Source organism: Sedimenticola selenatireducens DSM 17993 (genome assembly GCF_000428045.1).
In the GTDB taxonomy this organism is placed as follows: Bacteria; Pseudomonadota; Gammaproteobacteria; order Chromatiales; family Chromatiaceae; genus Sedimenticola; species Sedimenticola selenatireducens.
Genome location: NZ_ATZE01000008.1, coordinates 1 through 23,059 on the forward strand (window position 1 = coordinate 1; position 23,059 = coordinate 23,059).

Annotated in this window: 22 protein-coding genes; 11 read left to right on the plus strand and 11 right to left on the minus strand. The window is 55.1% G+C overall.

Features of this window, described 5'->3' with window-relative positions; genetic code table 11:
* Positions 1-224: 224 nt before the first annotated feature.
* Positions 225-1,007: a YiiX/YebB-like N1pC/P60 family cysteine hydrolase gene (locus tag A3GO_RS0106610; RefSeq protein ID WP_029132734.1), complete on the minus strand. Its 783-nt coding sequence runs from the start codon at positions 1,005-1,007 to the stop codon at positions 225-227.
* A gap of 477 nt (positions 1,008-1,484) precedes the next feature.
* Here A3GO_RS0106610 and A3GO_RS0106615 point away from each other — a divergent pair, with 477 nt between their 5' ends.
* The 9 genes from A3GO_RS0106615 to A3GO_RS0106655 all read left to right on the plus strand — a co-directional run bounded on the left by A3GO_RS0106615 (position 1,485) and on the right by A3GO_RS0106655 (position 11,252).
* Entirely contained in the window at positions 1,485-3,248 is a 1,764-nt protein-coding gene (locus A3GO_RS0106615) for a SulP family inorganic anion transporter (protein ID WP_029132735.1), read from the plus strand.
* Between the two features lie 274 nt (positions 3,249-3,522).
* On the plus strand, positions 3,523-4,959 hold the full coding sequence (locus tag A3GO_RS0106620; RefSeq protein WP_029132736.1) for a DNA-3-methyladenine glycosylase 2 family protein: 1,437 nt from the start codon (positions 3,523-3,525) through the stop codon (positions 4,957-4,959).
* A gap of 6 nt (positions 4,960-4,965) precedes the next feature.
* On the plus strand, positions 4,966-5,463 hold the full coding sequence (locus A3GO_RS0106625) for a methylated-DNA--[protein]-cysteine S-methyltransferase (RefSeq protein WP_029132737.1): 498 nt from the start codon (positions 4,966-4,968) through the stop codon (positions 5,461-5,463).
* A 237-nt stretch (positions 5,464-5,700) separates the two neighbouring features.
* The gene (locus A3GO_RS0106630; protein WP_029132738.1) at positions 5,701-6,291 is read left to right on the plus strand and encodes a hypothetical protein; all 591 of its coding nucleotides are present in this window, start codon (positions 5,701-5,703) and stop codon (positions 6,289-6,291) included.
* A gap of 408 nt (positions 6,292-6,699) precedes the next feature.
* Entirely contained in the window at positions 6,700-8,685 is a 1,986-nt protein-coding gene (locus A3GO_RS0106635; RefSeq protein ID WP_029132739.1) for an SLC13 family permease, read from the plus strand.
* A gap of 369 nt (positions 8,686-9,054) precedes the next feature.
* Entirely contained in the window at positions 9,055-9,552 is a 498-nt protein-coding gene (locus A3GO_RS0106640) for a retropepsin-like aspartic protease family protein (RefSeq protein ID WP_029132740.1), read from the plus strand.
* Positions 9,553-9,828: 276 nt separating this feature from the next.
* Positions 9,829-10,389 carry a PRC-barrel domain-containing protein gene (locus tag A3GO_RS0106645; protein WP_029132741.1) on the plus strand — a complete coding sequence of 187 codons (561 nt, stop codon included), beginning with the start codon at positions 9,829-9,831 and terminating at the stop codon, positions 10,387-10,389.
* A gap of 146 nt (positions 10,390-10,535) precedes the next feature.
* A complete protein-coding gene (locus A3GO_RS26060; protein ID WP_157606744.1) occupies positions 10,536-10,712 on the plus strand; it encodes a hypothetical protein in 177 nt (58 codons plus the stop codon).
* Between the two features lie 267 nt (positions 10,713-10,979).
* Entirely contained in the window at positions 10,980-11,252 is a 273-nt protein-coding gene (locus tag A3GO_RS0106655) for an EH domain-containing protein (RefSeq protein ID WP_029132742.1), read from the plus strand.
* Between the two features lie 204 nt (positions 11,253-11,456).
* On the opposite strand, the gene A3GO_RS0106660 is transcribed toward A3GO_RS0106655, so the two are convergent.
* From A3GO_RS0106660 to A3GO_RS26065, 3 genes are all read right to left on the minus strand, one after another.
* The gene (locus A3GO_RS0106660) at positions 11,457-11,723 is read right to left on the minus strand and encodes an RNA recognition motif domain-containing protein (RefSeq protein WP_029132743.1); all 267 of its coding nucleotides are present in this window, start codon (positions 11,721-11,723) and stop codon (positions 11,457-11,459) included.
* A 108-nt stretch (positions 11,724-11,831) separates the two neighbouring features.
* On the minus strand, positions 11,832-12,032 hold the full coding sequence (locus tag A3GO_RS0106665) for a cold-shock protein (protein WP_029132744.1): 201 nt from the start codon (positions 12,030-12,032) through the stop codon (positions 11,832-11,834).
* Between the two features lie 278 nt (positions 12,033-12,310).
* The gene (locus A3GO_RS26065) at positions 12,311-12,991 is read right to left on the minus strand and encodes a hypothetical protein (RefSeq protein WP_051301908.1); all 681 of its coding nucleotides are present in this window, start codon (positions 12,989-12,991) and stop codon (positions 12,311-12,313) included.
* 243 nt (positions 12,992-13,234) lie between these two features.
* Here A3GO_RS26065 and A3GO_RS0106675 point away from each other — a divergent pair, with 243 nt between their 5' ends.
* Positions 13,235-13,636 carry a phasin family protein gene (locus A3GO_RS0106675; RefSeq protein WP_029132745.1) on the plus strand — a complete coding sequence of 134 codons (402 nt, stop codon included), beginning with the start codon at positions 13,235-13,237 and terminating at the stop codon, positions 13,634-13,636.
* Between the two features lie 286 nt (positions 13,637-13,922).
* Positions 13,923-14,642 (plus strand): ZIP family metal transporter, encoded by a 720-nt coding sequence (locus A3GO_RS0106680; RefSeq protein WP_029132746.1) that lies wholly within the window; start codon positions 13,923-13,925, stop codon positions 14,640-14,642.
* A gap of 41 nt (positions 14,643-14,683) precedes the next feature.
* On the opposite strand, the gene A3GO_RS0106685 is transcribed toward A3GO_RS0106680, so the two are convergent.
* The 7 genes from A3GO_RS0106685 to A3GO_RS22865 all read right to left on the minus strand — a co-directional run bounded on the left by A3GO_RS0106685 (position 14,684) and on the right by A3GO_RS22865 (position 22,929).
* Positions 14,684-15,265: a DUF3501 family protein gene (locus A3GO_RS0106685; protein ID WP_211245086.1), complete on the minus strand. Its 582-nt coding sequence runs from the start codon at positions 15,263-15,265 to the stop codon at positions 14,684-14,686.
* A gap of 65 nt (positions 15,266-15,330) precedes the next feature.
* Entirely contained in the window at positions 15,331-15,618 is a 288-nt protein-coding gene (locus tag A3GO_RS0106690) for an encapsulin-associated ferritin-like protein (RefSeq protein WP_029132748.1), read from the minus strand.
* A 26-nt stretch (positions 15,619-15,644) separates the two neighbouring features.
* Positions 15,645-16,976, minus strand: a complete 1,332-nt coding sequence (locus A3GO_RS0106695; RefSeq protein WP_029132749.1) for a heterodisulfide reductase-related iron-sulfur binding cluster — start codon at positions 16,974-16,976, stop codon at positions 15,645-15,647.
* Between the two features lie 81 nt (positions 16,977-17,057).
* On the minus strand, positions 17,058-17,474 hold the full coding sequence (locus A3GO_RS0106700; protein ID WP_029132750.1) for a rubrerythrin family protein: 417 nt from the start codon (positions 17,472-17,474) through the stop codon (positions 17,058-17,060).
* 260 nt (positions 17,475-17,734) lie between these two features.
* A complete protein-coding gene (locus A3GO_RS0106705) occupies positions 17,735-18,274 on the minus strand; it encodes a DUF3750 domain-containing protein (RefSeq protein WP_029132751.1) in 540 nt (179 codons plus the stop codon).
* 178 nt (positions 18,275-18,452) lie between these two features.
* On the minus strand, positions 18,453-21,020 hold the full coding sequence (locus A3GO_RS22860) for an acyl-CoA dehydrogenase (protein ID WP_157606745.1): 2,568 nt from the start codon (positions 21,018-21,020) through the stop codon (positions 18,453-18,455).
* 280 nt (positions 21,021-21,300) lie between these two features.
* A complete protein-coding gene (locus A3GO_RS22865) occupies positions 21,301-22,929 on the minus strand; it encodes a methyl-accepting chemotaxis protein (protein WP_051301909.1) in 1,629 nt (542 codons plus the stop codon).
* Between the last annotated feature and the right edge of the window lie 130 nt (positions 22,930-23,059).

Genomic DNA, 23,059 nt, shown 5'->3' on the forward strand with positions numbered 1-23,059 from the left:
GTAGCGGTAGGAGCGGCGCCCTCGCCGCGAATTCGGCCCGGGGCGGGCCTCCTACAGATCAAACCCACACCGGCGACCAAGCGTAGCGGTAGGAGTAGCGCCCTCGCCGCGAAGTCGGCCCGGGGCGGGCCTCCTACAGATCAAACCACTCCGGCGACCAAGCGTAGCGGCAGGAGCGGCAGCAAACCCTGGCCGAGTTTGGCGGGGAATCCGGAAACGATATATCAGGAATCTCCATGCTCATTGTCCGCGGGATCACCCCAGGTCAGGGTATGGGGATCGAACTCGATCTGCAGCATCGGCTTGATGATCTGAAAATAGGGCGAGATATCAAAATCCCGCGGTGCGAACAGGCTATGGTGACGAATGTGCAGCATCTCCTGGTAACAGTCCTGACACGCCTGGTCCGGCGATTTCATGAGAACGCTATCGGGAAGAATCGGATACTGTACCGACTGATACGCCAGGGCGATGAGTGAAGAGCAGATAGCCCGAGTGGGATCACCACTGCCCAGCGCCAGCATACGGCGGCGCCAGCGGGAAGGCACGGGAGGTGTCTGGATCAGATAGCGCGCCAGATCGAGAACATTCTTCAGATCGTACTGATGGCCGATTCTGGATACACCATACTCCACCACCGCATCGATCTCGGTCGGGGTAAGGCCGATCGGACGACAGATACGTGTGTGCAGGTTCCAATAGTCACTCAGCGGGACCAGCCGCACGCCCTCGAGCACATCCGCTTCCAGAAGCGTTCCGCCTTGTAGGATTGCATCCGGCGAATCACCGTCCGCCGAGATATAGAGAGCGGCATGCGACCAGGTTGACTGGGTCAGGTATTTAACCGCCGTACTGAAACGGCTGGAGCCCTCAACCAGCAGGACATCACCCTTACGCAGGACGGTTGCCAACTGATCGGTTGTACAGGTGGCGGGGCGGGCGCCGTGCCTGCTCGGTTGGTGCAGATAATGGGCCAAAGCACGGCCGATAAATTCCAATAGATGCACCTGACGCTCCAATTATGGTCCCGTGCCGGTCACACAATCATAACCATCAGGGTTAGAGTACAATCCCGCGTCTTCGTTGCGACCGTCGCTGTGAAGTGGCCGATGGCCTATCCGTCCACCTTAATCACTGCCCTACAAATCTGCAGCCGTCAGCTCCCCATCGTTCCTTTACTCGGACTGTTGTCAAACAGCAATGTATAAGCTGTGACTTACACTAACGGTAATATTAATAAATTAGAAAAACCTAATTGTTTATTGTATGGTAAAAGCCGAAACATCAGCACACGCAATAATCCGTTCTGGATGCTGAAGAATCAACAGCTTGCAACACCTATCTGCTTGACAGACCGCCGGTCCGGACGCTGAACCCGGTTTCCTTCCGGAATGCGCTGGGATGGCCACAGTGCACACAGCGGATGTACCAGATCCCGGCATCTCCAGGTGCCGGCTTTGACACGAGGTAATCACAAAGAACAGATGCGTATTACGGCACTGCATCCCGGCTTGAGCTTTCTATTCCCGTTCACCCACTGGCTTCCAAACATCGACAAGCGCGATCTGCGTGCCGATCTGATTGCCGCTCTCACCGGCGCCATCGTCGTGCTGCCACAAGGCGTGGCCTTTGCCACTATCGCCGGCATGCCACCGGAATACGGCCTCTATGCGGGCATGATCCCGGCGATCATCGCGGCCCTGTTCGGTTCATCCAAGCATCTGGTTTCAGGTCCGACCACCGCCGCCTCGGTAGTGTTGTTCTCCGCCCTCTCGGTCTACGCCACCCCGGGCACCGCCGATTACATCACTCTGGCCCTAACCCTCACCTTCATGGTCGGTGTGTTTGAGCTGGCGCTGGGTCTTGCGCGCATGGGTGCGCTGGTCAATTTCATCTCCCACTCGGTCATTATCGGATTCACCGCGGGTGCCGCCGTATTGATTGCAGCGAAACAGCTCAAGTACTTTTTCGGTATCGAAATGGACAGCGGCGGCCATCTGCATGAGATTGTTTTCAATTTCACGCAACATCTGCAGGAGATCAACCCCTGGGTAAGTGGTATTGCCTTGATCACCCTGCTCTCCGGTATCGCCTTCAAGCACTGGTTTCCGCGCATTCCCTACATGATCGCCGCCATGCTCACCGGCACACTGGTATCGCTACTGCTGGATTACACCTTTGGCCACGCCATCACTCATATTCCCACCGTCGGCGCCCTGCCGGCGGCGCTACCGCCGCTCTCGGCGCCGGACCTGTCGCTCCAGCATATCAAGGATCTGGCCCCCACCGCGCTGGCGGTCACCCTGTTTGCCTTGACCGAGGCCGTCTCCATCGGCCGCTCCATTGCGGCCCGTGGTGGTTATCGTATCAATGGCAATCAGGAGTTTATCGGCCAGGGTCTGTCCAACATCGCCGGTTCCTTCTTCTCCGGCTATGTAGCGACCGGCTCATTCAACCGCAGCGGACTCAATTATCAGTCTGGTGCCAAGACCCCGCTGGCTGCCGTGTTTGCCGCCCTGCTGTTGATGGTGATCGTGTTGCTGGTGGCGCCCTATGCCGCCTATCTGCCCAAGGCGGCTATGGCCGGTATCCTGTTCCTGGTGGCCTGGGGCCTGATCGATTTCAAGGCGATTGGACACGTCCTGAAATCCTCCAAGCGGGAGAGCGCGGTGCTGCTGGTGACCCTGTTGAGCGCCATGTTCCTGGAACTGGAATTTGCCATCTTCGCCGGTGTCCTGCTCTCCCTGGTGCTCTATCTGGAGCGGGTTTCCAAGCCCAATATCGTCACCCGGGTGCCGGATCCCCGTCTCTACAAGCACGCCTTTTCCAGCGACCCCGATCTGCCGGAGTGCAAACAGCTCAAGATTATCCGCATCGACGGTTCCCTGTTCTTTGGTTCGGTGAATCACCTGCAGGAGCAGTTCGATCGCATCCGCACCAACCATCCCGAAAAGAAGCACCTCGCCATCATTGCCAGCGGCATAAACTTTGTGGACCTGCAGGGCGGCCACGCCTTGGTTGAAGAGGCAAAACGACGCAAGGATGCAGGCGGCAGGCTCTACCTGATCGATGTCAAGGAGCGGCTGTGGGATGCCCTGGAGCGAAGTGGCGATCTCGAGGAGATCGGTGACCGCAATATCTTCCAATCGAAGAACGCGGCCATTCATGCCATCTACCACAAGCTGGACAAATCGGTATGCGCCGGCTGTCAGCAACGCATCTTCCAGGAGTGCGGCAGCAAGGCATAGCGCCCGGTAAGACCAGAGCCGGAGTATGAACCCGCTGTCTGGTAGGGTAGATAAGCCGGTAGGCGCATCCGCCAATGCCCGGTGGATGCACTGTCGCTTATCCACTCTACATTCACCTTCCTTTACGGACACTCTGTCGGGTGAGGAACATAGGGCTAGCGGGGCAGAACGATCTCCGACCATGCTGGAATAGAGGTCCGATTCCGGCTAGCACCGTGCCAGTCACTGCCCTAAGATAACCGAAACCGGTAATCCACAAAGGCAGACAGCGGCGATGGAGATCGACCTCACCACCTGTGAACAGGCCAGACAGACCCGGGACCCCCGCTTCGACGGGCGCTTCTTTGTCGGGGTAAAAACCACCGGTATTTTCTGCCGGCCGATCTGTCCTGTACGCCTGCCGAAAGCGGAAAACGTCATTTTCTTCAAGAGTGCAGCGGCAGCAATAGAAGACGGTTACCGTCCCTGCCTGCGCTGCCGTCCGGAATCAGCCCCCGGCACGCCGGCCTGGTGCGGCAGCTCGACCAGCGTCACCCGGGCGCTGCGGCTGATCCATGAAGGGGCACTCGACCAATCCTCGATCAGCACCCTCGCCGACAGGCTCGGCATAACCAGCCGGCATCTTAGCCGACTGTTTCAGCAGCATCTCGGCGCATCACCTATCGCTATTGCCCAGACCCGGCGACTGCAGTTCGCGAAAAAACTGATTAATGAGACCAGCCTCCCCATGACCGAGGTGGCGATGGCGGCGGGTTACGGCAGCATACGTCGTTTTAACGACCATTTCCGCAAGGTCTATGATCGACCACCCTCCGCACTGAGAGCCGGCACAAGGCAGGCTTCCGACGGCCTGCTCAGTATCCGCCTGCCCTACCGCGCCCCCTATTGCTGGGATTCAATCAGCGCCTTTCTGGCCAAACGGGCCGTACCCGGGGTCGAGTGGGTCAGTGATGGGCGCTGGCACCGACACGTCGAACTGGATGGTCAGGTCGGCCATATCGAGGTAAGCCACAGTGAATCCGAGCCCGCGCTGCAGTGCCGGCTCGATTTACCTTCTACGGCTCCCCTCTACACGCTGGTGGAGCGGATCAGGAATCTGTTTGATCTCAATGCCGACCCGCTGGAGATCAACGGCACCCTTTCACACGACAAGACATTGGACAAACTGCTGTCGGAGAATCCAGGCATCCGGGTACCCGGCAGCTGGGACAGTTTTGAACTGGCGGTGCGGGCGATCGTAGGACAGCAGATTTCAGTCAGCGGGGCCACCACGGTCATGGGCCGGATCGCAGAACGCTTCGGCACCACCGTGAACGGTGCCACCCTGTTCCCGTCACCAGAGCGGTTGATGCGGGCCGATCCGACGGACTTCCCCATGCCACAGGCGCGCGCGCGGGCCATTGTTGACCTGGCCCGCGCCGTTGCCGGGGGCGTGGTGAACCTGGACCGATGGGTCGAGCCGGACGCCTTGCGACAAGCCCTGGTTGCCATCAGGGGGATCGGTGAATGGACCGCCGGCTATATCGCCCTGCGCGTGCTCTCCGATCCGGACGCCTTTCTGCATTCCGATCTCGTTTTGCTTAAAGTAGCCAGGCAGCTGTACGGTGACCAGAGCGCGGCGGCACTGCTTGAACGATCCGCCAACTGGCGTCCCTGGCGCGCCTATGCAGGCATGTATCTGTGGCGCGCGGCGGCACAACTGAACGGATAACCTGACATGAAATACGACTACTACAACAGCCCTATTGGCTCACTGCTGTTGGCGGGCGATGACAGCGGCCTTCGATTCATCGGCTTTCCTGAAGGCAAGGGTCATCTCGAACCCGCAGCAGACTGGATACGGGATGGTCAGCCATTTGCCACGGTCAAGGCACAGCTTGCGGAGTATTTTTCCGGCGACCGGACTGAGTTTGATCTGCCGCTGCACCCGCATGGTACGGCATTCCAACTCCATGTACTGCAAGCCCTGCAGTCGATTCCTTATGGCGAAACCCGCAGTTACAGCGATATTGCGCAGCAAATCGGCAAACCAACCGCTGTCCGTGCCGTGGGGGCCGCCAACGGCCGCAACCCGCTGCCCATCGTCATCCCCTGCCATCGGGTAATCGGTGCCAATGGCAGTCTGACCGGATTTGGCGGCGGCATCCGCGCCAAGCGGTTTTTGCTGGCGCTGGAGCAGCAGTCGCACGACTGCAAGGGCTCTGTCGAATCGTAAAACGCATCTGCTGCCGATACCCCCGTGCCAGGCAGATCGGCGTCAAGACAGCACGGGGAAAACTGGATTGATATCCAACTGTTTATGATAATATTGTGCAAAGATACGATATAAGAGCAGCAGCCATTTACCTGTCGGATGGATGCTTATCCCAGCCGCGATCATAGCGTGTCAGCGCACCATTGTTGACCGCAATTAGTGCTGATCAAGATGAAGACTTGAAGTAAAGGACACCGTATGAAGTATTTGATTTTGTCCACAGGAGTGCTTACTGCCGCCGACCTGCCCACACTTGATCTATCCGATGTCCAGATAGCCGCCCTTGGTTTTGAGGCGGAGTCGTCCCTTGATCTATTTTCACTACTGTTGGCCAACATAAAAATCATCGACGAGACCATGGAAGATGATCACTCCCATGCGACAGACGTGCAGCTCCCGTCCATCCCCCATACGGCGCTTGTTTTTCCCGATGAGGCCTCTCAGGTCCAGGGCAAACTGGCCATACAAGGACTCTGCACGACTGAATGGGCCGAGCAGACCCAACTTACCCATCAGGTCAAAGTGGCCGTTCCGTTCACACAACAGCAAATGGATTTGGCGGCCTCCCTGGGTGAGAATTTCCAGCTCCTGGTCAAGGATGAAAACAAGCAAAAGCAAATACATGAAACACTGATTACCACCAAAACCGGTATCACGCCGACACACGAACAGGCTATCGCCGACAGCAGGCTCATCCTCAGTCAACTGGCTGAGGGGCGGATTAAACTCACCCGGGAGTTGATGGCCATCCAGCAACAGTTGGGGGTCTGCAATGTCTGCCGGTTTTAGCCTTAATAGTTAACTAACCTGATTACCCAGTTAGCTCAACGGGCAGGATGCAGCGGGCGATTTCGGTTAAGTCATAAGTAGCAGTTTGCGCTACCCGCAAATTAATAAATTAGAATGGCCTTATGATTTATAGTATCTTTTCCCCTCGGAACATCAGCTGCTGCTGATCACGCATTCCAGAAGCCCAATAATCAACAGCTCATAGCGTCAAGCTACCCGGCGGACTGTGTCACAGCGCTTGTCGGGCGCGGCTGCATGGAGAAGTTCGATCGGCCTTTGCCGCTTGGCGAGGGGTGACCGCATGCGCAGGCGTCGGAATATCAAATTTACTCAGTAGAGTGGCAGCACTATCCCGGGACAGGGAGTTTCACAAATCAAATATACAAGTTTTACTTCGGGAGCAGATACATGAACACACTGGCCGATGAGGAGCAGACAGTTCCCCAGACACGATTGCTGTCATTGAAACAGATCATCTCCGCCGGACTCTTCCTGCTCGGCGCGGTACTGTTGGCCATGAATGTCCCCTCTATCGAGATCGCCTGGGTCACCGCCCTGCTGCTGCTCACTATCTACCTGTTCGCCTTTGAGGTGGTAGGTGTGGATGTGGCGGCCATTATGATCATGGTCCTGCTTGGTCTCACATCACTGGCCGCCCCCCTGATGGGGTTGAGCGCCGGACTGGTGGATACCCAGCACCTGTTTGACGGGTTCAGTTCCAATGCGGTGATCTCCATCATCGCCGTAATGATCATCGGCGCCGGCCTGGACCGCACCGGTATCATGAGCCAGGTGGCCGCCTTCATTCTCAAGATCGGCGGCAAGACCGAGGGCCGCATCATTCCGATCATCTCCAGCACCGTCGCTATCATCTCTTCATTCATGCAGAACGTCGGCGCCGCCGCCCTGTTCCTGCCGGTGGTCTCCCGTATCTCCGCCCGGGCCGACCTGCCCATGTCGCGCCTGCTGATGCCGATGGGCTTCTGTGCCATTCTCGGCGGCACCGTCACTATGGTGGGATCGTCCCCGCTGATCCTGTTGAACGACCTGATCAAAACCTCCAATAGCGCCCTGCCCGAGGAAATGCAGATGGAGGCGTGGGGCCTGTTCTCCGTCACCCCGATTGGGCTACTGCTGGTGGCTACCGGGGTGATCTATTTCGTATTGGCGGGACGCTTCGTTCTACCCGCCACCAAGAGCGAAAGCAGCACCACTGCCGCCGGCGCCATGCAGTATTTCCGTGATCTCTATGGGGTCAGTTTCAGCCTGTTTGAACTGGTGGTTCCCGATGGCAGCGAGCTGGTCGGCAAAGAGCTGGATGATATCGAAACGCTGTATAAAGTGCGCGTCATCGCCAACAAGCGCCCGGGTGGTGAGAGCCAGGTAGGCCCAGGCACGCTGGCACGCGATACCGCCATTGAGAACGGCATGGTTTTGGGCGTCATCGCCGAGTCTCGCAACATCGATCATTTTGTCGACACCTTCGGCCTCAGGAAGCGCAATGAACTGCGCACCTTCACCGAATCCCTGGCCGCCACCAAAGCCGGCATTGCCGAGGTGCTGATCCCTCCCGGCTCCAAGCTGATAGGCAAGAGCGCACGTGATGTTTGGATGCGCAAAGTCTATGGCATTGCCATGATCGCGCTGCACAGAAACGGTGAAACCATGCGCGAAGGGGATGATATCCGCAGCATCCCGTTCGTCGCCGGTGACACCCTGGTGGTCCACACCACCTGGGAGGCCCTGGCCCGTCTGGAGAAGGATCGCAACTTCGTCGTAGTTACCACCGAGTATCCGCGAGAAGAATTGCGCCCGCACAAGGTGGGTTGGGCCGCCCTGTTCTTCAGCATTGCCCTCTTCATGGTGCTGTTTACCGATATCAGATTGTCGGTAGCCCTGCTTACCGGGGCCATGGGCATGATCCTCTCCGGGGTACTCTCCATTGAGGAGGCGTATGAGGCAGTCAGTTGGAAAACCGTGTTTCTGCTCGCCTCGCTAATTCCACTCGGACTGGCGGTAGAGAGTACCGGCACCGCCAAGTGGATTGCCGAGCAGACCCTCTCGGTGGTGGGCCAACAGCCGATCTGGGTCATCCAGTCGGCAGTCGCCATATTGGCCACCTTCTTTACCCTGGTGATGTCCAACGTGGGCGCCACGGTGCTGCTGGTGCCGCTGGCGGTCAACATCGCCATCGGCGCCGGCGCCGACCCGGCCATATTCGCACTCACCGTTGCCATCGCCACTTCCAACTCGTTCCTGATCCCGACCCACCAGGTAAACGCGTTGATCATGGGACCGGCCGGGTATCGGGTGCCCGACTTCATGCGCGCCGGCGGCATCATGACCGTACTGTTCCTGGTGGTGATGATGGTCGCCATGAATCTGTTTCTATAACACCCTGGCAAGCTGCGCCATACGACCCATGTTAAACCCGGAAACCACCGGCCCTGGCCGGTGGTTTCTACACCCCTGCACTCACCCTATCCTGTCGAAAAACAATACCCAATCGTTGGAATCAAAACCGATACTTAATGCTCCTGTCCAATCGCGCATCCAATAGGTAATAAACTCTCCTAAATATTTTCACGAATCTTCCGATAGTTAATCTGATGGAGTTATTTTGTTAGTTTGAGTAACCCAGGTTGTGGGAATCTATTTTCCCATGATCCTTTGCCGCATTATTTGATAACATCGGATCAAGTATGGGCCTGCCCGGGAAGGTGTGCTGTGCTTCATCTGCCACTGGACACGGGATATCAGACCATGAAAACAGTCATAACAACCTTCGCAGGATTCTGTGCCCTTCTTCTCGGCACCGCTGCCAGTGCCGGCGAATTCGGCACCAGCATCCCGATGCGCGCCGGCAATGCCACTACTTACTATGTAAAGGCAGTGGCCGGGGATCTGGAAGCGATGGATTTCATGGTGGATACCGGCTCCGGCTACACCACCATCAACGAGGAGACCCTGGGAGAGCTGCAACGCAACGAGCAGGCCGAATATCTGCGAGAGTTGCGCGGCATACTCGCCAACGGCACCGAGATGGTGGTCCCGGTCTATCGATTGTCAAATTTCAATATCGGTGGTGGATGCCAGCTGAGCAACGTCGAGGCGGCCGTGTTTCCCGGTAAGACGCGCCAAATTCTGGGCTTGAGTGCCCTCAAGCAGGCAGGCCCGTTTATTTTCTCCTTCGACCCACCCAACCTGATCCTCAGTAATTGCCCCAATAACGGAATGTTGGCCAGCGCCCCGGAAAAATAAGAGCCCACCGCTACGGCGATAATTCACCTTCCCCGCGCCTCCGGTTGGCACCTGTCGCCATCTGGCGACGGGATACATCCCCTGTATGGCGCCCTGATCATCCCTAGCGCCGATTTCCATTCGGCCTCCTCTGTCACCATCCAGACAAGACACTGAAGTAACGCCTTTTTTTATCTCCTGGCAAGAAAATTGCCCCGTTAATATCGAACCAATCACCACCCATCTGACTGATGCCGGTGGACTAACCCAAGCGCTGCCGAATGGCAGGAGGGATATATGAACAAGGAATATCGAAAATCATTGTTGGCGGGCACTATAGCCGCCCTGGTCACTCTGCCCGTTCTGAGTGCGCAGGATACCGCACAAACGCCCGGGACGACGGATGTCCCGGCCGGGCAATCCACCATGCAGGAATCACCGCAATACTCCACCAGTACCCCAAAACCCATGGATGAACCGGTCAGGACCGAGGCCAAGCCAATGGCTGGGAACAATCCTATGCTCACACTGACACCCGACGACCTCCATAGAAAGGAAGTGGTCGGCAGCGACGGAGAGACCATCGGGAAAGTCAGTGATGTTGTGAGCGGCAAGGAGAATGGCGACGTCTACGCCGTGATCTCCACCGGTGGGTTCCTGGGCCTGATTGGTGGCTCAAAGCATGTGGTGCCACTGAATGAGCTGCGACTGGAACAGGATAAGTTGCATATAGGGGTCACCCAGGAGGAGCTGTCCGCCCGTGAGAAATATACGGAAGAGCATTATCTGGTTGTAAAACCGGATGACCGCCCCATTATTGAATTCTCTGCATTCGAGCAGAAGAAAGAGCAAGAGTAGCTGGGCCTGATACTCCGCCTCTCGCTGGCAACGGCGCAGAGGTGGAGTATCAAGTTCAACGCAGGGTGATTCACTACAGGCGGGGGCATGGTCTCCCGCCTGTTCAATACCCACGCCATCTGTCTGGAACAGAGCGGAGAATTACGATGAGAAAAAAGTCATTCTATCTGGCTATTGGCATCCTGGCATTCAGCACCCTTATCCAGGGCTGTGCATTCGTGGTGGGTGCGGCAGTTGGGGGTACCGCTGCCTATATGTTGAAAGAGAAAGGCTACGAAGTACAATCCCCGGTCAAACGCCCATCACCCCAGGCGCCTGAATAGCACCAATAAGCAGCGCCACCCGGTGTCGTTCCCTCAGATTCATGCCGCTGTCGTCGATTTGCAACAGATAAATATCCCGTTAATTCAGATAGTTGAATAACAGGCATAAAAAGCCGTTGCCAACCAGCGACAGATTCGAGTCGGCACGCGATAGCCGCTCCAGCGAATTCCACATAACACATTGATTTTATGCATATTTATGCGCCTGGCATGGATGCTGCTTTATTCAGCATGTGGATCTACCACAAAGACTAATTGGAGGAAAAAATGAAGACTTCAACCTTGGTAAAACTGCTTGGTTTCTCAGTTATCACCATGTTATCCGCAGCCACCTATGCCGCAGATATGAACACCGTTCAGTTTGAGTCCCTGGATCAAAACCAGGATGGACAGCTGACTGCCGAAGAGGCCGCTCGGGACGCCACTGTGAGTGAGAATTGGACAACCATCGATAAGGATGCCAACGGTGCCATTGACCAGGCAGAGTTCAGCGCCTTCGAATCCATGATGGATAAGGGCGACAAACCAGCCTCTGAATAATAGGCTTGGGGACTTGTTTGGGCCGTCCGCGAAAGGATGCGCGGATGGCCTTCTGCTGTACTGCCGAATAATGGATAGGTATCCGGTGGTCCGGGCTTGGTACTGGTTTTCCGGCATAAATACCTGACTGAATGTCAGGTGCAATTGATGGCCGGAATGAAACAGCGGGGGCGCTACTGATACTTGGTATTTACCACCTTCCGGCTAGCGGCGTCGACGACCACCACCCGGTTTGGGGCTTTCAAAGTTAACCTTCAACGACTTGCCGTTGAAATCCCTGCCATTCAGTCCGGCAATAGCGGCACGCGCCTCATGGCCTTCCATTTCAATAAAACCGAAGCCTTTGCATTGGCCGGAAAAGACATCCATCACCAGCTTGGATGAACGGACAGTGCCGAACTCGGAAAATAGTGTCTGAATATCTTCTTCATTGGTGTCGGATGGCAGATTTCCGATAAATATCTTTTTCAATGCGGTTCCCTCTTTAACAATATTGAAGCTGTTACTGCGGTATTTCCAGCAATAAAGAACCCCGCCGAAGCGGGGTTCCTCATATCGGTTTAGCCGACGAAACGCTACTTAAGCGCTAACCTTGCTCGCCTGCAGGCCCTTGGGACCCTTCTCGACCTCAAAGGTGACCGGTTGACCTTCGGCCAGGGTTTTGAAACCCGAACCCTGGATCGCATTGAAATGTACGAATACATCGGGGCCGCCATCATCCTGGGAAATAAACCCAAAACCTTTGGACTCGTTAAACCACTTTACAGTACCTGTAGCCATAATCTTTTACCTGATAATAAATTGAACAATGTGCTTGTTGCTGACAGGTAATGAAACGAGGAATTGAGGGGGTAACAAGAATGGAACGACCAAAACTGCCGATAACAAAATCTGTAGCTGCGGACACTATAGGCCATGTCTTCTCAATTAGCCAGAAAATTTTTTATTTTTCAGTCAGATAATCCAGAACAATCCGTTAGCCCAATGAATTCTTGTGAAAAGCAGTGTCCGCCACCCCTCCAAATAACCAGCCACCGATTCAGCCCCACGCCGAGAAACTAACCTTTATCCTTTTTATCACGCTTCTTTTCCTTCTTTTTCTTTTTGTCGGATGAGTTATCTTTTTTATCCAACTTCTTTTTCTGGTCCGCTTTCTTCCCCTCTTTATCTTTCTTAGCGCCCTTTTTCTCCTTTTTCTCCTTTTTCTCCTTTTTCTCCTTTTTCTCCTTTTTCTCCTTCTTCTCCTTCTTCTCCTTCTTATCCTGCTCACTCAATTTATCTTTCTTTTTCCGTTTTTTCTTCTCATCACTCTTTGACTTCTTCTCCACAGATTCTTTTCCATCGAGAGTGGCGACGGGCGACTTGTTCTTTTTGCCTTTTTTGGTCTTTTTTGTTTCCCGTGCCTCATCCGGACGGGAGACCTGATCATCGACAACCGGGCGGCTCTCAACGACATCCGGGCGGCTCTCAACGACATCCGGGCCGGAATCAACCTGATATCCGGTTTGCGTTTTGTTAGTGGGAGCAGCAACCCCACCCGCCCGTTTGAGCAGTCTACGCGCTCCCTTTACAAAGGCTTCTCCCTTTTTCTCCAGTGATGGACAATTCAGTTTGAACTCTGCTATGGACATTCCGGCGAGCTGGTTGGCCGTGAGGATGCCATATTGCTTCATCCGTAACGCCGCGCTGGGTCCGATACCTCTGACATCCGTGAGGGGGAGGTGCTGATTGCTGGACATGAATACTCCTGAATTATTTGCTTGCCGAACAAGATATTAGAGATTTCCCGCATCCGCAATGGGCAGAACGGGCTGTAGCCTTTCAGAAAAGTTCCTTAGAGATGTAGATAATCTCTTATATTTCAAATATATATCACAGTTAACAAAAATTTAACCAGATTGTTATTGCAGTGCAGCATTGCCAGTGCTATGCTGCACTGCATCATCAACGTAACCCCCCCTCATCTAAGGAAGGCCATTGTCATGACTAACGAAATCTTTGAGAAATTCACCGCCCAGGTACAGACTGTTTTTGCACCTGTCCAGGAGCTTAACAAGCTCTATGTCTACAACATCGAAAAGCTGTTCGAAATCCAGTTGAACAGCGCCCGCGATTATACCGAAATCTGTCTTGAGCAGATGCGTTCCGCCAGCGAGATCACCGATCAGAAAGCACTGGAATCTTTCCTGAGCAAACAGGGTGAGACTTTCAAGACCATCGGTGAGAAAGTGATTGCTGATTCCCAGGCTGTTGCCAACATCGGCAGCCAGTTCTCAGCCGAAGCGCAGAAGATCGCGGAAAAGAGCGTTGAGTCTGCAACCACTGCAGTCAACAACCTCGCACCTGTTGCCAAGAAGGCTCCAGCCGCCAAGAAAGCCGCTTAATCACTGCTTTCTGATTGACCTGAACCGCTACCCGAAACTTCGGGTAGCGGTTTTTTTATGGTTGTGATCCAGGACGCTTGATGGGCACGCTGCGCTTCAGCGCGAAACTTGCCGATCTATCGGCCCCGCAAAACACCCTTCCTGCCGCAACGGCCAACTCCTGCTTGGCCTTTTTCATGTACGCATTACAAACCCAATCCGAACCAATATAATAACAACCGCTTCACACCGGTAAAGCAAACACCCTGACATTACCATCATCCTGTATCTACAGCAGCCATAAGAGATGTCAGAAATAATTACTATTCTGGCGCTGACCATCGCTTCGGGAAGCTGTATTTTCCTTGGCGGTCTGCTCGCCAGCTTTGAACACATCCGACCAAACTGGTTGGAGCGGGAGTTCCGTCATTTCCTGATCGCCTTGGGCGGTGGTATCTTGCTGGGCGCTGTAGCCGTGGTGCTGGTTCCCGAAGGCATTGCACGCATGCAGGATTCCCTGTTCGCAATTCCGCTGTTCTTATCTGGCGGCTGCACCTTCTTTCTGATTGAACGGGCCCTGGGGCTAAAACGCAGGGAGTCACCCCAGTTCATGGGCATGATTCTGGACTACCTGCCCGAAGCGATCGCTCTGGGCGGTATGGTTGCGGTTAATTCTCCGATTGCCCCCCTGTTGGCGCTGCTGATCGGCCTGCAGAATCTTCCCGAGGGCTTCAATAGCTACCGGGAACTGATCAAGCATGACCGCGGCAACCGACGAAAGATCCTACGGGTCATGGCTGCACTAGTGATTATCGGTCCGGTTGCAGGCCTCACCGGCTTTTTCTTTTTATCGGACCTTCCGACCATTCTGGGGGCGATTATGCTTTTTGCATCCGGGGGCATTGTCTATCTGATTTTCCAGGATGTGGCGCCCCAGGCGCGCCTACGGCGGCATTGGGCGCCTCCCCTGGGGGCAGTAGTGGGTTTTTCCGTGGCGCTGTTCAGTGAAATGCTGGTCACTGCCTGACAGTTGATCCGATGTCGGCACCGGCTGCCAGAAAATCTTGGCTAGTGCAGATCACCCGCCAGAGAGTTGCGTACATTCTCGCTCACTACCGTCTCTTCAGTGTACGCCGGGTGTGATATACCGGCCCGGATGGTCGCTCCCTGCTTGGCTGCCACCGCCATCTCCGGCGTGAGCTCGAAGCGGACAAAATGCACCGCCGAGGTCTTATCCTCGGTGGTGCGATCCAGGTCTTCATTGGCCACCGGATGCACCTTGTCAAAACCTTCCACCTGAACCCAGAGCGCTTTCTCAACGCCAATCAGGCGAGCCAGCGCATGTCGCCGCTCTTCCACGTCGGCATACTCCATCATGAAAGTGGCTTTCCAGTTCTGTCCATCCGGTATCAGCGGATTATAGACATCCAGTTCATCCTGAATCCCTTCCGCTTCAAAGATGCGTTCGATCCTGAGCATCTCCTGCACCTGGTATTGCATGGTGAGGGTGTCTTCAAAATAGAGTGCGGCATGCTCACCGATGGCTACCCGCCGATCCTTTTTATGTTCCATCACCTTGGCTCGAAACTCGGGTCGGATACGGGAATACTCCTCCAGACTGTAGAGATCCTGGTGTGACAATTTACTCATGATCGAAAACTCCTTGATAACGCTTATTCCATCCTCAGGTCCGTAAACGGTACATCCCTGTACCACTACTCGTGTGCAATCGGTTTTTCAGTGAACAGGTAATCCTTCAGTTCATGATCAAAGCGTGGATCATTCCGGCGTATCCACTCCAGCACCATAGAGGCGTGCTCTTTCTCCTCGTCCCGGTTATGGGCCAGAATCGCCTTCAGTTCCGGATCGTTGCAGGCATCCACCCGCTGGTTGTACCAGTCTACCGCCTCCAACTCTTCCATCAGTGACACGATGGCGCGATGCATATCCCGAGTCTCTGTCGAGAGCTCCTCGATCGGTTCGTGATAACCTTCACTTGCCATTGTTTCTCTCCTTTTTTTCAAACTATTTATATACCATAAGCTTTTCTGAGCAGACTCATAGGGTGCTCAGTCTGGCTACCGTCACCCATGCCGTGTTCGATGTGGTGACCCGCCATTGGGCAGTCGCTGCCATAGTGATCCGCGGCCGCCTGTTTTACCCGATTGACCACCGGGCGTACGATCTTCATCGAGGTCTCATGGAACTCTTTCTTTACCGCGTAGGTACCGTCATGGCCGGAGCAGCGTTCGATCACGTCCACCGTGGTATCAGGAACAAGCGATAGTACATCGCGGGTTTTGGAGCCGATATTCTGCACCCGCTGGTGACAGGCGGCATGGTATGCCACCTTGCCCAGGGACTGTTTAAAATCGGCTTTCAGTTTCCCGTGTTTATTGCGCAGAAACAGATATTCAAACGGGTCATAGATTGCCTTGCCCACCTTCGCTACTTCGGCGTTATCCGGGAACAGTAGCGGCAACTCCTGTTTGAACATCAGGGCACAGGAAGGTACCGGGGCAACAATATCCCATCCCTCATCAACCAGCTTTGCAAGCTCCGGAATATTGGCCTGCATTGCCTGTTCCACGGCATCCAGGTTACCCAGTTCCAGCTTTGGCATGCCACAACACTGCTCCTTTTGCGCCATCGTTACCGGAATACCGTTGTGCTCAAACACCGCCACCAGATCTTCGCCAATAATGGGTTCGTTACGATTGCCATAGCAGGTAGCAAACAGCGCCACCTTGCCCTGGGTCGGCCCGGCCGGGACACCTTCACCGGAAGCGCCCACATTCTGACGCAGGCGTTTCCGTAATGTATTGGAGTGATACTCCGGCAGTCTGGCGTCCGCGTGCACACCCAGGACTGACTCAAGCAGCTTGCGGGTCGGCTTCGCCTTGTTGGCCGCATTAACAATTCCCGCCACCACTGGAATGCCTGCCAGAGAGCCGACTCTGTCGGTACTGGTCAGTATCTTGTCACGAACAGGCATATCACCTTTTTTATATTTCACCGCCTTGGCGCGCAGCATCAGGTGCGGGAAGTCCACGTTCCATTCATGGGGCGGCGTATAGGGACACTTGGTCATGTAGCAGAGATCGCACAGATAGCAGTGATCCACTACCTTCCAGAAATCATCTTTATTTACCCCGTCGATTTCATAGGTCGGGGATTCATCTATCAGGTCGAATAAGGTCGGAAAGGCATTGCAAAGACTGACACAACGCCGGCAACCGTGGCAGATTTCATAAACCCGCTCCAACTCATCCATAAGCGAGGTTTCATTATAAAAATCGGGATTTTTCCAATCGATAGGATGCCTTGTCGGTGCCTCCAGATTGCCCTCTTTCACTGCCATGTCAGCTGTCTCCTGTAACCATTCTTTCCTGTGTGAGTGGACCGGGATTGGACCAATCCCGGTCCTGTTCCGTATGAGAGATCAGTCCATCTCGTCCAGTGCACGCTGGTAACGGTTGGCATGCGAGCGCTCGGCCTTGGCCAGGGTCTCAAACCAGTCGGCCACTTCATCAAAGCCTTCATCACGCGCGGTTTTAGCCATCCCGGGGTACATATCCGTGTACTCGTGGGTTTCACCCGCGACCGCACTTTTCAGATTGTCCGCAGTGCCTCCAATCGGCATACCGGTTGCAGGATCACCACAGCTCTCCAGGTATTCCAGATGGCCATGGGCGTGTCCGGTTTCACCTTCAGCAGTAGAGCGGAACAGTGCGGAGATATCGTTGTATCCTTCGACATCCGCCTTGGAGGCGAAGTAGAGGTAGCGACGATTGGCTTGTGACTCACCAGCAAATGCATCCTTCAGATTCTGTTCGGTCTTACTACCTTTCAGTTCCATATCTTTCTCCTCATCATAGTTCTGGTACTCGCGCACTTATCTCAGTGCGTGTAGAAAGGATAGATGATGAAAAATAGTTTATCTAATTGATTTTTTATTATTTAATAATCGTTTTTTTAGATTATTAATCTGGACAGTACGACCATCTCAGGGAAGAAAATCAACCCATGAATCGTTCCAGCAGGCAATGAACGACACTAATGATTAACTGATTATTTAGATCCACTGGTTTTCCCACATTCAACGCGACCCGACTTTGCCTACTCCACGTAACTTTTACCGATGGCAGACAAGGGTAGATTCAGCTCAAGTTCCGGCACCCGTTTGGCGATCCAGGCGGTAAAGGTATTGCTGTTGGGACCGGGAAACACGGTGTACTGGTTTTTCCATGGATACTCCCGGGCAGCCTGCTCCACCGCATCAATCAGCCGATCGACACCCGCTCCCCGGTATTCCTTTATAATCCGGGGTTTTTCCCCGTACCAATAGCGGTCTGGGGCATCCTGGGTAATCCGCATCACCGGCTGGCCGTTTCGACCCCGCCAACCGATCACGTCGAATACTGTGTAGGCATCATCGCCGGTTCGTTTGGCGGCGATCCAGGTGTGAATGGCAAACCAGCCACGCCAGCCCCAGGCGTCGGCACCATAGACCTGCAAAACGGCTTCATTGGTAGCTGAAGGATCGGGGGCGATTCCCGCCGATTCCCGACTGGCGGTACGCCAGTCCTTGCTCGAAGAGCAACCGGACAGTACCAGTCCAAGCAAAACAAATATCGATAATCGTTTCAAGACAGTCATCGGTCCCCACTTCCCTTTTTTATAAAGACAATAACAGTGGGACGACATGAACCCTGGTTGGTTCAGTGTACAGTTGAATCTCGAATGCCCCTAGCGCATGAAAAAGGGCAGAGCCGTCAACTGGCGATTCCAACCCAAATCCACGATCTTGCGACATTCTTGCTACATGACGGGTAAATCAATCGCCCTGCTTATCTTCGCGATCAATAACGGCCTTTTTAGGGACGGCTTTTTTCGCCACCTTTTTCTTACTCACTCGCTTCTTCGCCACCCGCTTTTTCGCAGGAGCCTTGGGCCTTGCTGCAGACGCCGATGCTTTACTTACCGCCAGTTCTTCAGAGGAAAAGTCATCCACTGCAATCAACGCCATTACCTTGGCATCGAAACTTCTCAACTGCTCGGCTTCGTCAGCAGTCAGGATACCCTTCTGTTCCGCCTCATTGATTTGTGACGGGGTGTCTTCCGAGACAAACTGGCCTTGCCGACGTGCATTGAACACCTTGCGCTCCAGGGGCTTGACCGACTCGGTCAGTTCCAGCGCCTCCTGCAGCAGCCCGAGCGGATTGTTGGGCTCGACAGCGGCATAAATCCCCTGGCAGAGCCGCTCACGGCTGCCGGTTGGCTTCATGATCAGTTCAACAATCTGCTGACCCAGTTCGTCCGACGGTGCCGAGTAGGTACGGCCCCGTGGAAACACGAACAGCCGCAGCAGCGCACTCACCCAGCGGTTAGGCAGATTACGCAACAGCCCGTGCAACTGCTCCTGGGCGTCGTAGAGCAGAGAACGGCAGGCCCACTCGACAATCGGCAGGTCCTCCTCCGGGCTGCCCTGATTGACGTGGTGCTTCAACACCATCGAGGCTAGGTAGATGGCGCTCAGCACATCACCCAGCCGGGCCGAAAGCAGCTCCTTGCGCTTGAGTGCCCCGCCAAGCGTCAACATGGCCACATCCGCCGCCAGGGCAAACGACGCGCTGTAGCGGGAGATATGCTGATAATAACGGCGTGTATCATCCCGTGTCGGGGCCGTCACGTAGCGCGCCTGGGTCAGTGCCATCACCAGCGAGCGGGCGGCATTACCGATGGCATAACCGATATGACCGAACAGCGCCCGGTCAAACGCCTGTAAACCCGCCTCTCCCTCGGTGCCGGCTGCTTCCATCTCTTTCAGCACGTAGGGGTGGCAGCGGATCGCGCCCTGTCCGAAGATGATCAGGCCCCGGGTGAGGATATTGGCCCCCTCCACCGTGATGGCGATGGGAATCCCCTGGTAGTTGCGCCCCAGATAGTTTTTCGGCCCCAGCATGATCCCCTTGCCACCCTGTACATCCATGGCATCGTTGGCGATGGCGCGACCCATCTCGGTATTGTGGTACTTGAGGATGGCGGCAGGAACAGCGGGCTTTTCCCCCGCATCAATGGCACCAATGGTCACATCGGCAGCGGCGGTCATGATATAGGTACGACCAGCCATCCGTCCCAGCACCTCGCCGACCCCGTGAAACTTGCCCACCGGCAGACCAAACTGGCGGCGAATCCTGGCATAGGCTCCGGAGGCATAGACCGCCGCCTTGCCGGTACCGATGGCGTTGGAAGGCAAGGTGATACCACGCCCGACCGAGAGCTGTTCCACCAGCATCTTCCACCCCTCCCCGGCCCGCGCCGGCCCACCGATAATGGCATCCAGCGGCACGAACACATCCTCACCCTGGGTCGGACCGTTCTGGAACGGGATATTGAGTGGAAAGTGGCGACGCCCAACTTTTACGCCAGGCAGTCGGGTCGGCACCAGCGCGGCCGTGATGCCGTATTCATCCTGCTCACCCATCAGGTGGTCCGGATCGTAAAGCTTGAAGGCAAGCCCCAGCACGGTGGCGATCGGCGCCAGGGTAATATAGCGCTTGTCCCAGTTGAGCCGGATTCCAATGATCTCCTGCCCCTCGTATTCTCCCCGGCAGACCACACCGGTATCGGTAATGGCCGTGGCATCAGAACCGACCCGGGGTGAGGTGAGGGCAAAACAGGGAATCTCATCGCCGGCCGCCAGGCGTGGCAGATAATAATCTTTCTGCGCCTCGGTGCCGTAATGCAGCAGCAGTTCACCCGGCCCCAGGGAGTTGGGTACACCCACCGTGGAGGCGGCAACCAGACTGCGGCTGGCCAGCTTGCTCAGTACCCGGGACTGAGCCAGTGCGGAGAACTCCAGGCCGCCATACCGTTTGGGTATGATCATGGCAAAGAACTTCTCCTGGCGGATATAGGCCCACGCTTCCGGTGGCATGTCCGCCAGTTCGTGGGTAATCTGCCAGTCATCCAGCATGCGGCAGAGTGTCTCGGTGGGACCATCGAGAAACGCCTGCTCTTCACGGGTCAATCGGGGTGCCGGCACTTGATGCAGTTTTTCCCAGTCCGGTGAGCCGGAGAACAGGTCACCCTCCCACCAGACCGTACCCGCTTCCAGCGCCTCCCGCTCCGTTTTAGACATGGAGGGCAGCATCTGCCGATAGATGGCGAGGAGCCTTCGGGAGACTGTGTCGCGTCTGAAGTCGTCGAAATTGAGCAGCAGCATGCCCAGAAAAATCAGCCAAAGCAGCAGCAACCAGAGCGCCCATCCACTCCCGAACAGGGTGTAGGCGAGCAACAGACCACCCATGATCAACGTGGAGCGTTTGAGGCTCTCGCGCCGATAAGCCAGGGTTATCGCCGCCCCCGTAAACAGCAGAAACCAGAAAAGAGTTGTAAGCATCCCCATATCCCCTAAACATCAGAATCGAGTTATATCCATGACCTACCCGTTATGGGTTCTATTGAACCTAGAGTAGGCCAGAACAGTTGGGAGGTAAATGCATATCGAATCCCGGTTTTACCGGCATTTCATCTACGGGAGGTCAGATAGTCAAAGCAGGAATAGAGATGTGGCGCGGCTGTTAGCTTCAGGCAGCCTATCGCACACAATGAGAAATTGTAAGGTGGAGGCCGCCCCGGTTGGCGACCTCCACTATTGGTGCGGCCGACTGCCAGACGCTTTAATCTCCGTCGGCAAGTTTGAAATGGGCACTTAATTCGACCATCTCGGTGGATAGTTCAGCAAGTTTATGGGTGGATTGACTGGTTGCCGCACCCGACTCATGCACCTGAACGGCGAGGTCATTGGCGCTGACAATGTTCCGGTTAATCTCTTCCGCCACCGCTCCCTGCTCTTCCGCGGCACTGGCAATCTGTATGTTGGCCCCGCTGATGATGTTGATCCCCCGGGTGATCTGACCCAGTGCCTTACCCGCCTCTTCTGCCAGCTCAACAGTGGATTCCACTTTTTTGGTGCCCTGTTGCATGGCGCTTGCCGCTTTCCGGGTACCCTGCTGCAGACGTTCAATCATCGCCTGGATATCCTGGGTGGACTTGCGCGTTCTGTCGGCCAGGGTACGCACCTCATCGGCAACGACGGCAAATCCGCGTCCCTGCTCACCGGCACGCGCTGCTTCAATGGCCGCATTCAACGCCAGCAGATTGGTCTGTTCGGCAATATTGTGGATCACCTCAACCACGGATCCGATTTCCGTCGAATCCGCCTCCAGCGCCTGTACCTCTCCCGCCAGTCCCTGTATCTCGTTCGACAACTGGCTGATCGCACCAATCACCTGAGAGACCTTCTGGTTCCCCTGCTCGGCGAGCTGATCGGCGTCCTTTGCCTGCTGGGCGGTTTCGGTGGCGTTTTTGGCTACCTCCTGGATCGTCATGGTCATCTCATTCATCGCTGTCGCAACCATCTCCATCTCGCCGCGTTGACGGGACAGCGCCTGCAGATTCGACTCCGTGATGCTGGAAACATCTTCAGACGATCCGTTCACCTGGCCCGCCACACTGACCAGGCGCCGAATCACTTCACCCAGATGTTTCTGTACTTGATTGACACTGCCGGCAATTCTCCCAAACTCATCGCGGCTTTCGATACTGGTGAACTGTGACAGATCTCCTGCCGCGATTTTTTCCAGCAGGTTTTGAATCTTGATCGCAGGTCTGACAACTTGTGCATTCACAAACAGAACAATAAAGGCTGCCGTCAATATAAAGACGACCACCAGAATAATCACACTCAGCAACAAATCATCCTTACTGTTGACAATGGTCAGATCAGCCGTATCGCTGGCCTGCCTGCTGATCTCTTTGGCCGCATTCTCCAACAGTTCTGTCGGCGCTCGATCAATACCGGCTACCGCCTTGTCGCCGGCATGATGATCAAATCCTGAACTTTTGAATACTTCCAGGCCCTTGCGATAGGCGACACCCATGGTCTTGTGCGCCTGCAAAAAATCCATAACCAGCTGTTTTGTCTGACCCTCAAGGCGTTGCTGTAATCCAGCTCCCGAACTCTGAATGGCTGCCTCGGTTTTCTCGAACTTGCCCCAGTACTTTTCCAACTGCTTGCTGTCCGCGCCACGCAGCAGGACATTCTTCCACTCCTGCACCTGCTTCTTGAATTCGAGCGCCATGTTGGTTATCTGGCGTTCATTGTCCACTTCCTGAAGAATAACCTGCTCGAAGAGCCCGATACTTTGCCATGCCGAGTTAAATCCATGAAGCACGACAGCCGCCACGATAATCATTCCAACGGATATGAGGACCAGCAATTTCCCCCGAATGCTTTTAAATTTCATCACACCTTTCTCCCATACTGCTCTCTGCTACTGCAAGTAGCTATATTATTTGGCCGCGGATACAAACACCGGTCGCCTGTTTTATTCATGTGGGTCGATTAATCATTTCCCGAACTCAGTTTTTCTTCCA

Excerpts from the sequence above, each read along its gene's own strand:
- A3GO_RS0106635 (WP_029132739.1), top strand. The coding sequence starts at position 6,700 with ATGAACACACTGGCCGATGAGGAGCAGACAGTTCCCCAGACACGATTG.
- A3GO_RS22860 (WP_157606745.1), bottom strand. The coding sequence starts at position 21,020 with ATGCTTACAACTCTTTTCTGGTTTCTGCTGTTTACGGGGGCGGCGATA.
- A3GO_RS0106705 (WP_029132751.1), bottom strand. The coding sequence starts at position 18,274 with ATGACTGTCTTGAAACGATTATCGATATTTGTTTTGCTTGGACTGGTA.
- A3GO_RS0106695 (WP_029132749.1), bottom strand. The coding sequence starts at position 16,976 with ATGGCAGTGAAAGAGGGCAATCTGGAGGCACCGACAAGGCATCCTATC.
- A3GO_RS26060 (WP_157606744.1), top strand. The coding sequence starts at position 10,536 with ATGAGAAAAAAGTCATTCTATCTGGCTATTGGCATCCTGGCATTCAGC.
- A3GO_RS0106665 (WP_029132744.1), bottom strand. The coding sequence starts at position 12,032 with ATGGCTACAGGTACTGTAAAGTGGTTTAACGAGTCCAAAGGTTTTGGG.
- A3GO_RS0106640 (WP_029132740.1), top strand. The coding sequence starts at position 9,055 with ATGAAAACAGTCATAACAACCTTCGCAGGATTCTGTGCCCTTCTTCTC.
- A3GO_RS26065 (WP_051301908.1), bottom strand. The coding sequence starts at position 12,991 with ATGTCCAGCAATCAGCACCTCCCCCTCACGGATGTCAGAGGTATCGGA.
- A3GO_RS22865 (WP_051301909.1), bottom strand. The coding sequence starts at position 22,929 with ATGAAATTTAAAAGCATTCGGGGGAAATTGCTGGTCCTCATATCCGTT.
- A3GO_RS0106620 (WP_029132736.1), top strand. The coding sequence starts at position 3,523 with ATGGAGATCGACCTCACCACCTGTGAACAGGCCAGACAGACCCGGGAC.
- A3GO_RS0106655 (WP_029132742.1), top strand. The coding sequence starts at position 10,980 with ATGAAGACTTCAACCTTGGTAAAACTGCTTGGTTTCTCAGTTATCACC.
- A3GO_RS0106685 (WP_211245086.1), bottom strand. The coding sequence starts at position 15,265 with ATGAGTAAATTGTCACACCAGGATCTCTACAGTCTGGAGGAGTATTCC.
- A3GO_RS0106615 (WP_029132735.1), top strand. The coding sequence starts at position 1,485 with ATGCGTATTACGGCACTGCATCCCGGCTTGAGCTTTCTATTCCCGTTC.
- A3GO_RS0106690 (WP_029132748.1), bottom strand. The coding sequence starts at position 15,618 with ATGGCAAGTGAAGGTTATCACGAACCGATCGAGGAGCTCTCGACAGAG.
- A3GO_RS0106700 (WP_029132750.1), bottom strand. The coding sequence starts at position 17,474 with ATGGAACTGAAAGGTAGTAAGACCGAACAGAATCTGAAGGATGCATTT.
- A3GO_RS0106645 (WP_029132741.1), top strand. The coding sequence starts at position 9,829 with ATGAACAAGGAATATCGAAAATCATTGTTGGCGGGCACTATAGCCGCC.
- A3GO_RS0106630 (WP_029132738.1), top strand. The coding sequence starts at position 5,701 with ATGAAGTATTTGATTTTGTCCACAGGAGTGCTTACTGCCGCCGACCTG.
- A3GO_RS0106680 (WP_029132746.1), top strand. The coding sequence starts at position 13,923 with ATGTCAGAAATAATTACTATTCTGGCGCTGACCATCGCTTCGGGAAGC.
- A3GO_RS0106675 (WP_029132745.1), top strand. The coding sequence starts at position 13,235 with ATGACTAACGAAATCTTTGAGAAATTCACCGCCCAGGTACAGACTGTT.
- A3GO_RS0106625 (WP_029132737.1), top strand. The coding sequence starts at position 4,966 with ATGAAATACGACTACTACAACAGCCCTATTGGCTCACTGCTGTTGGCG.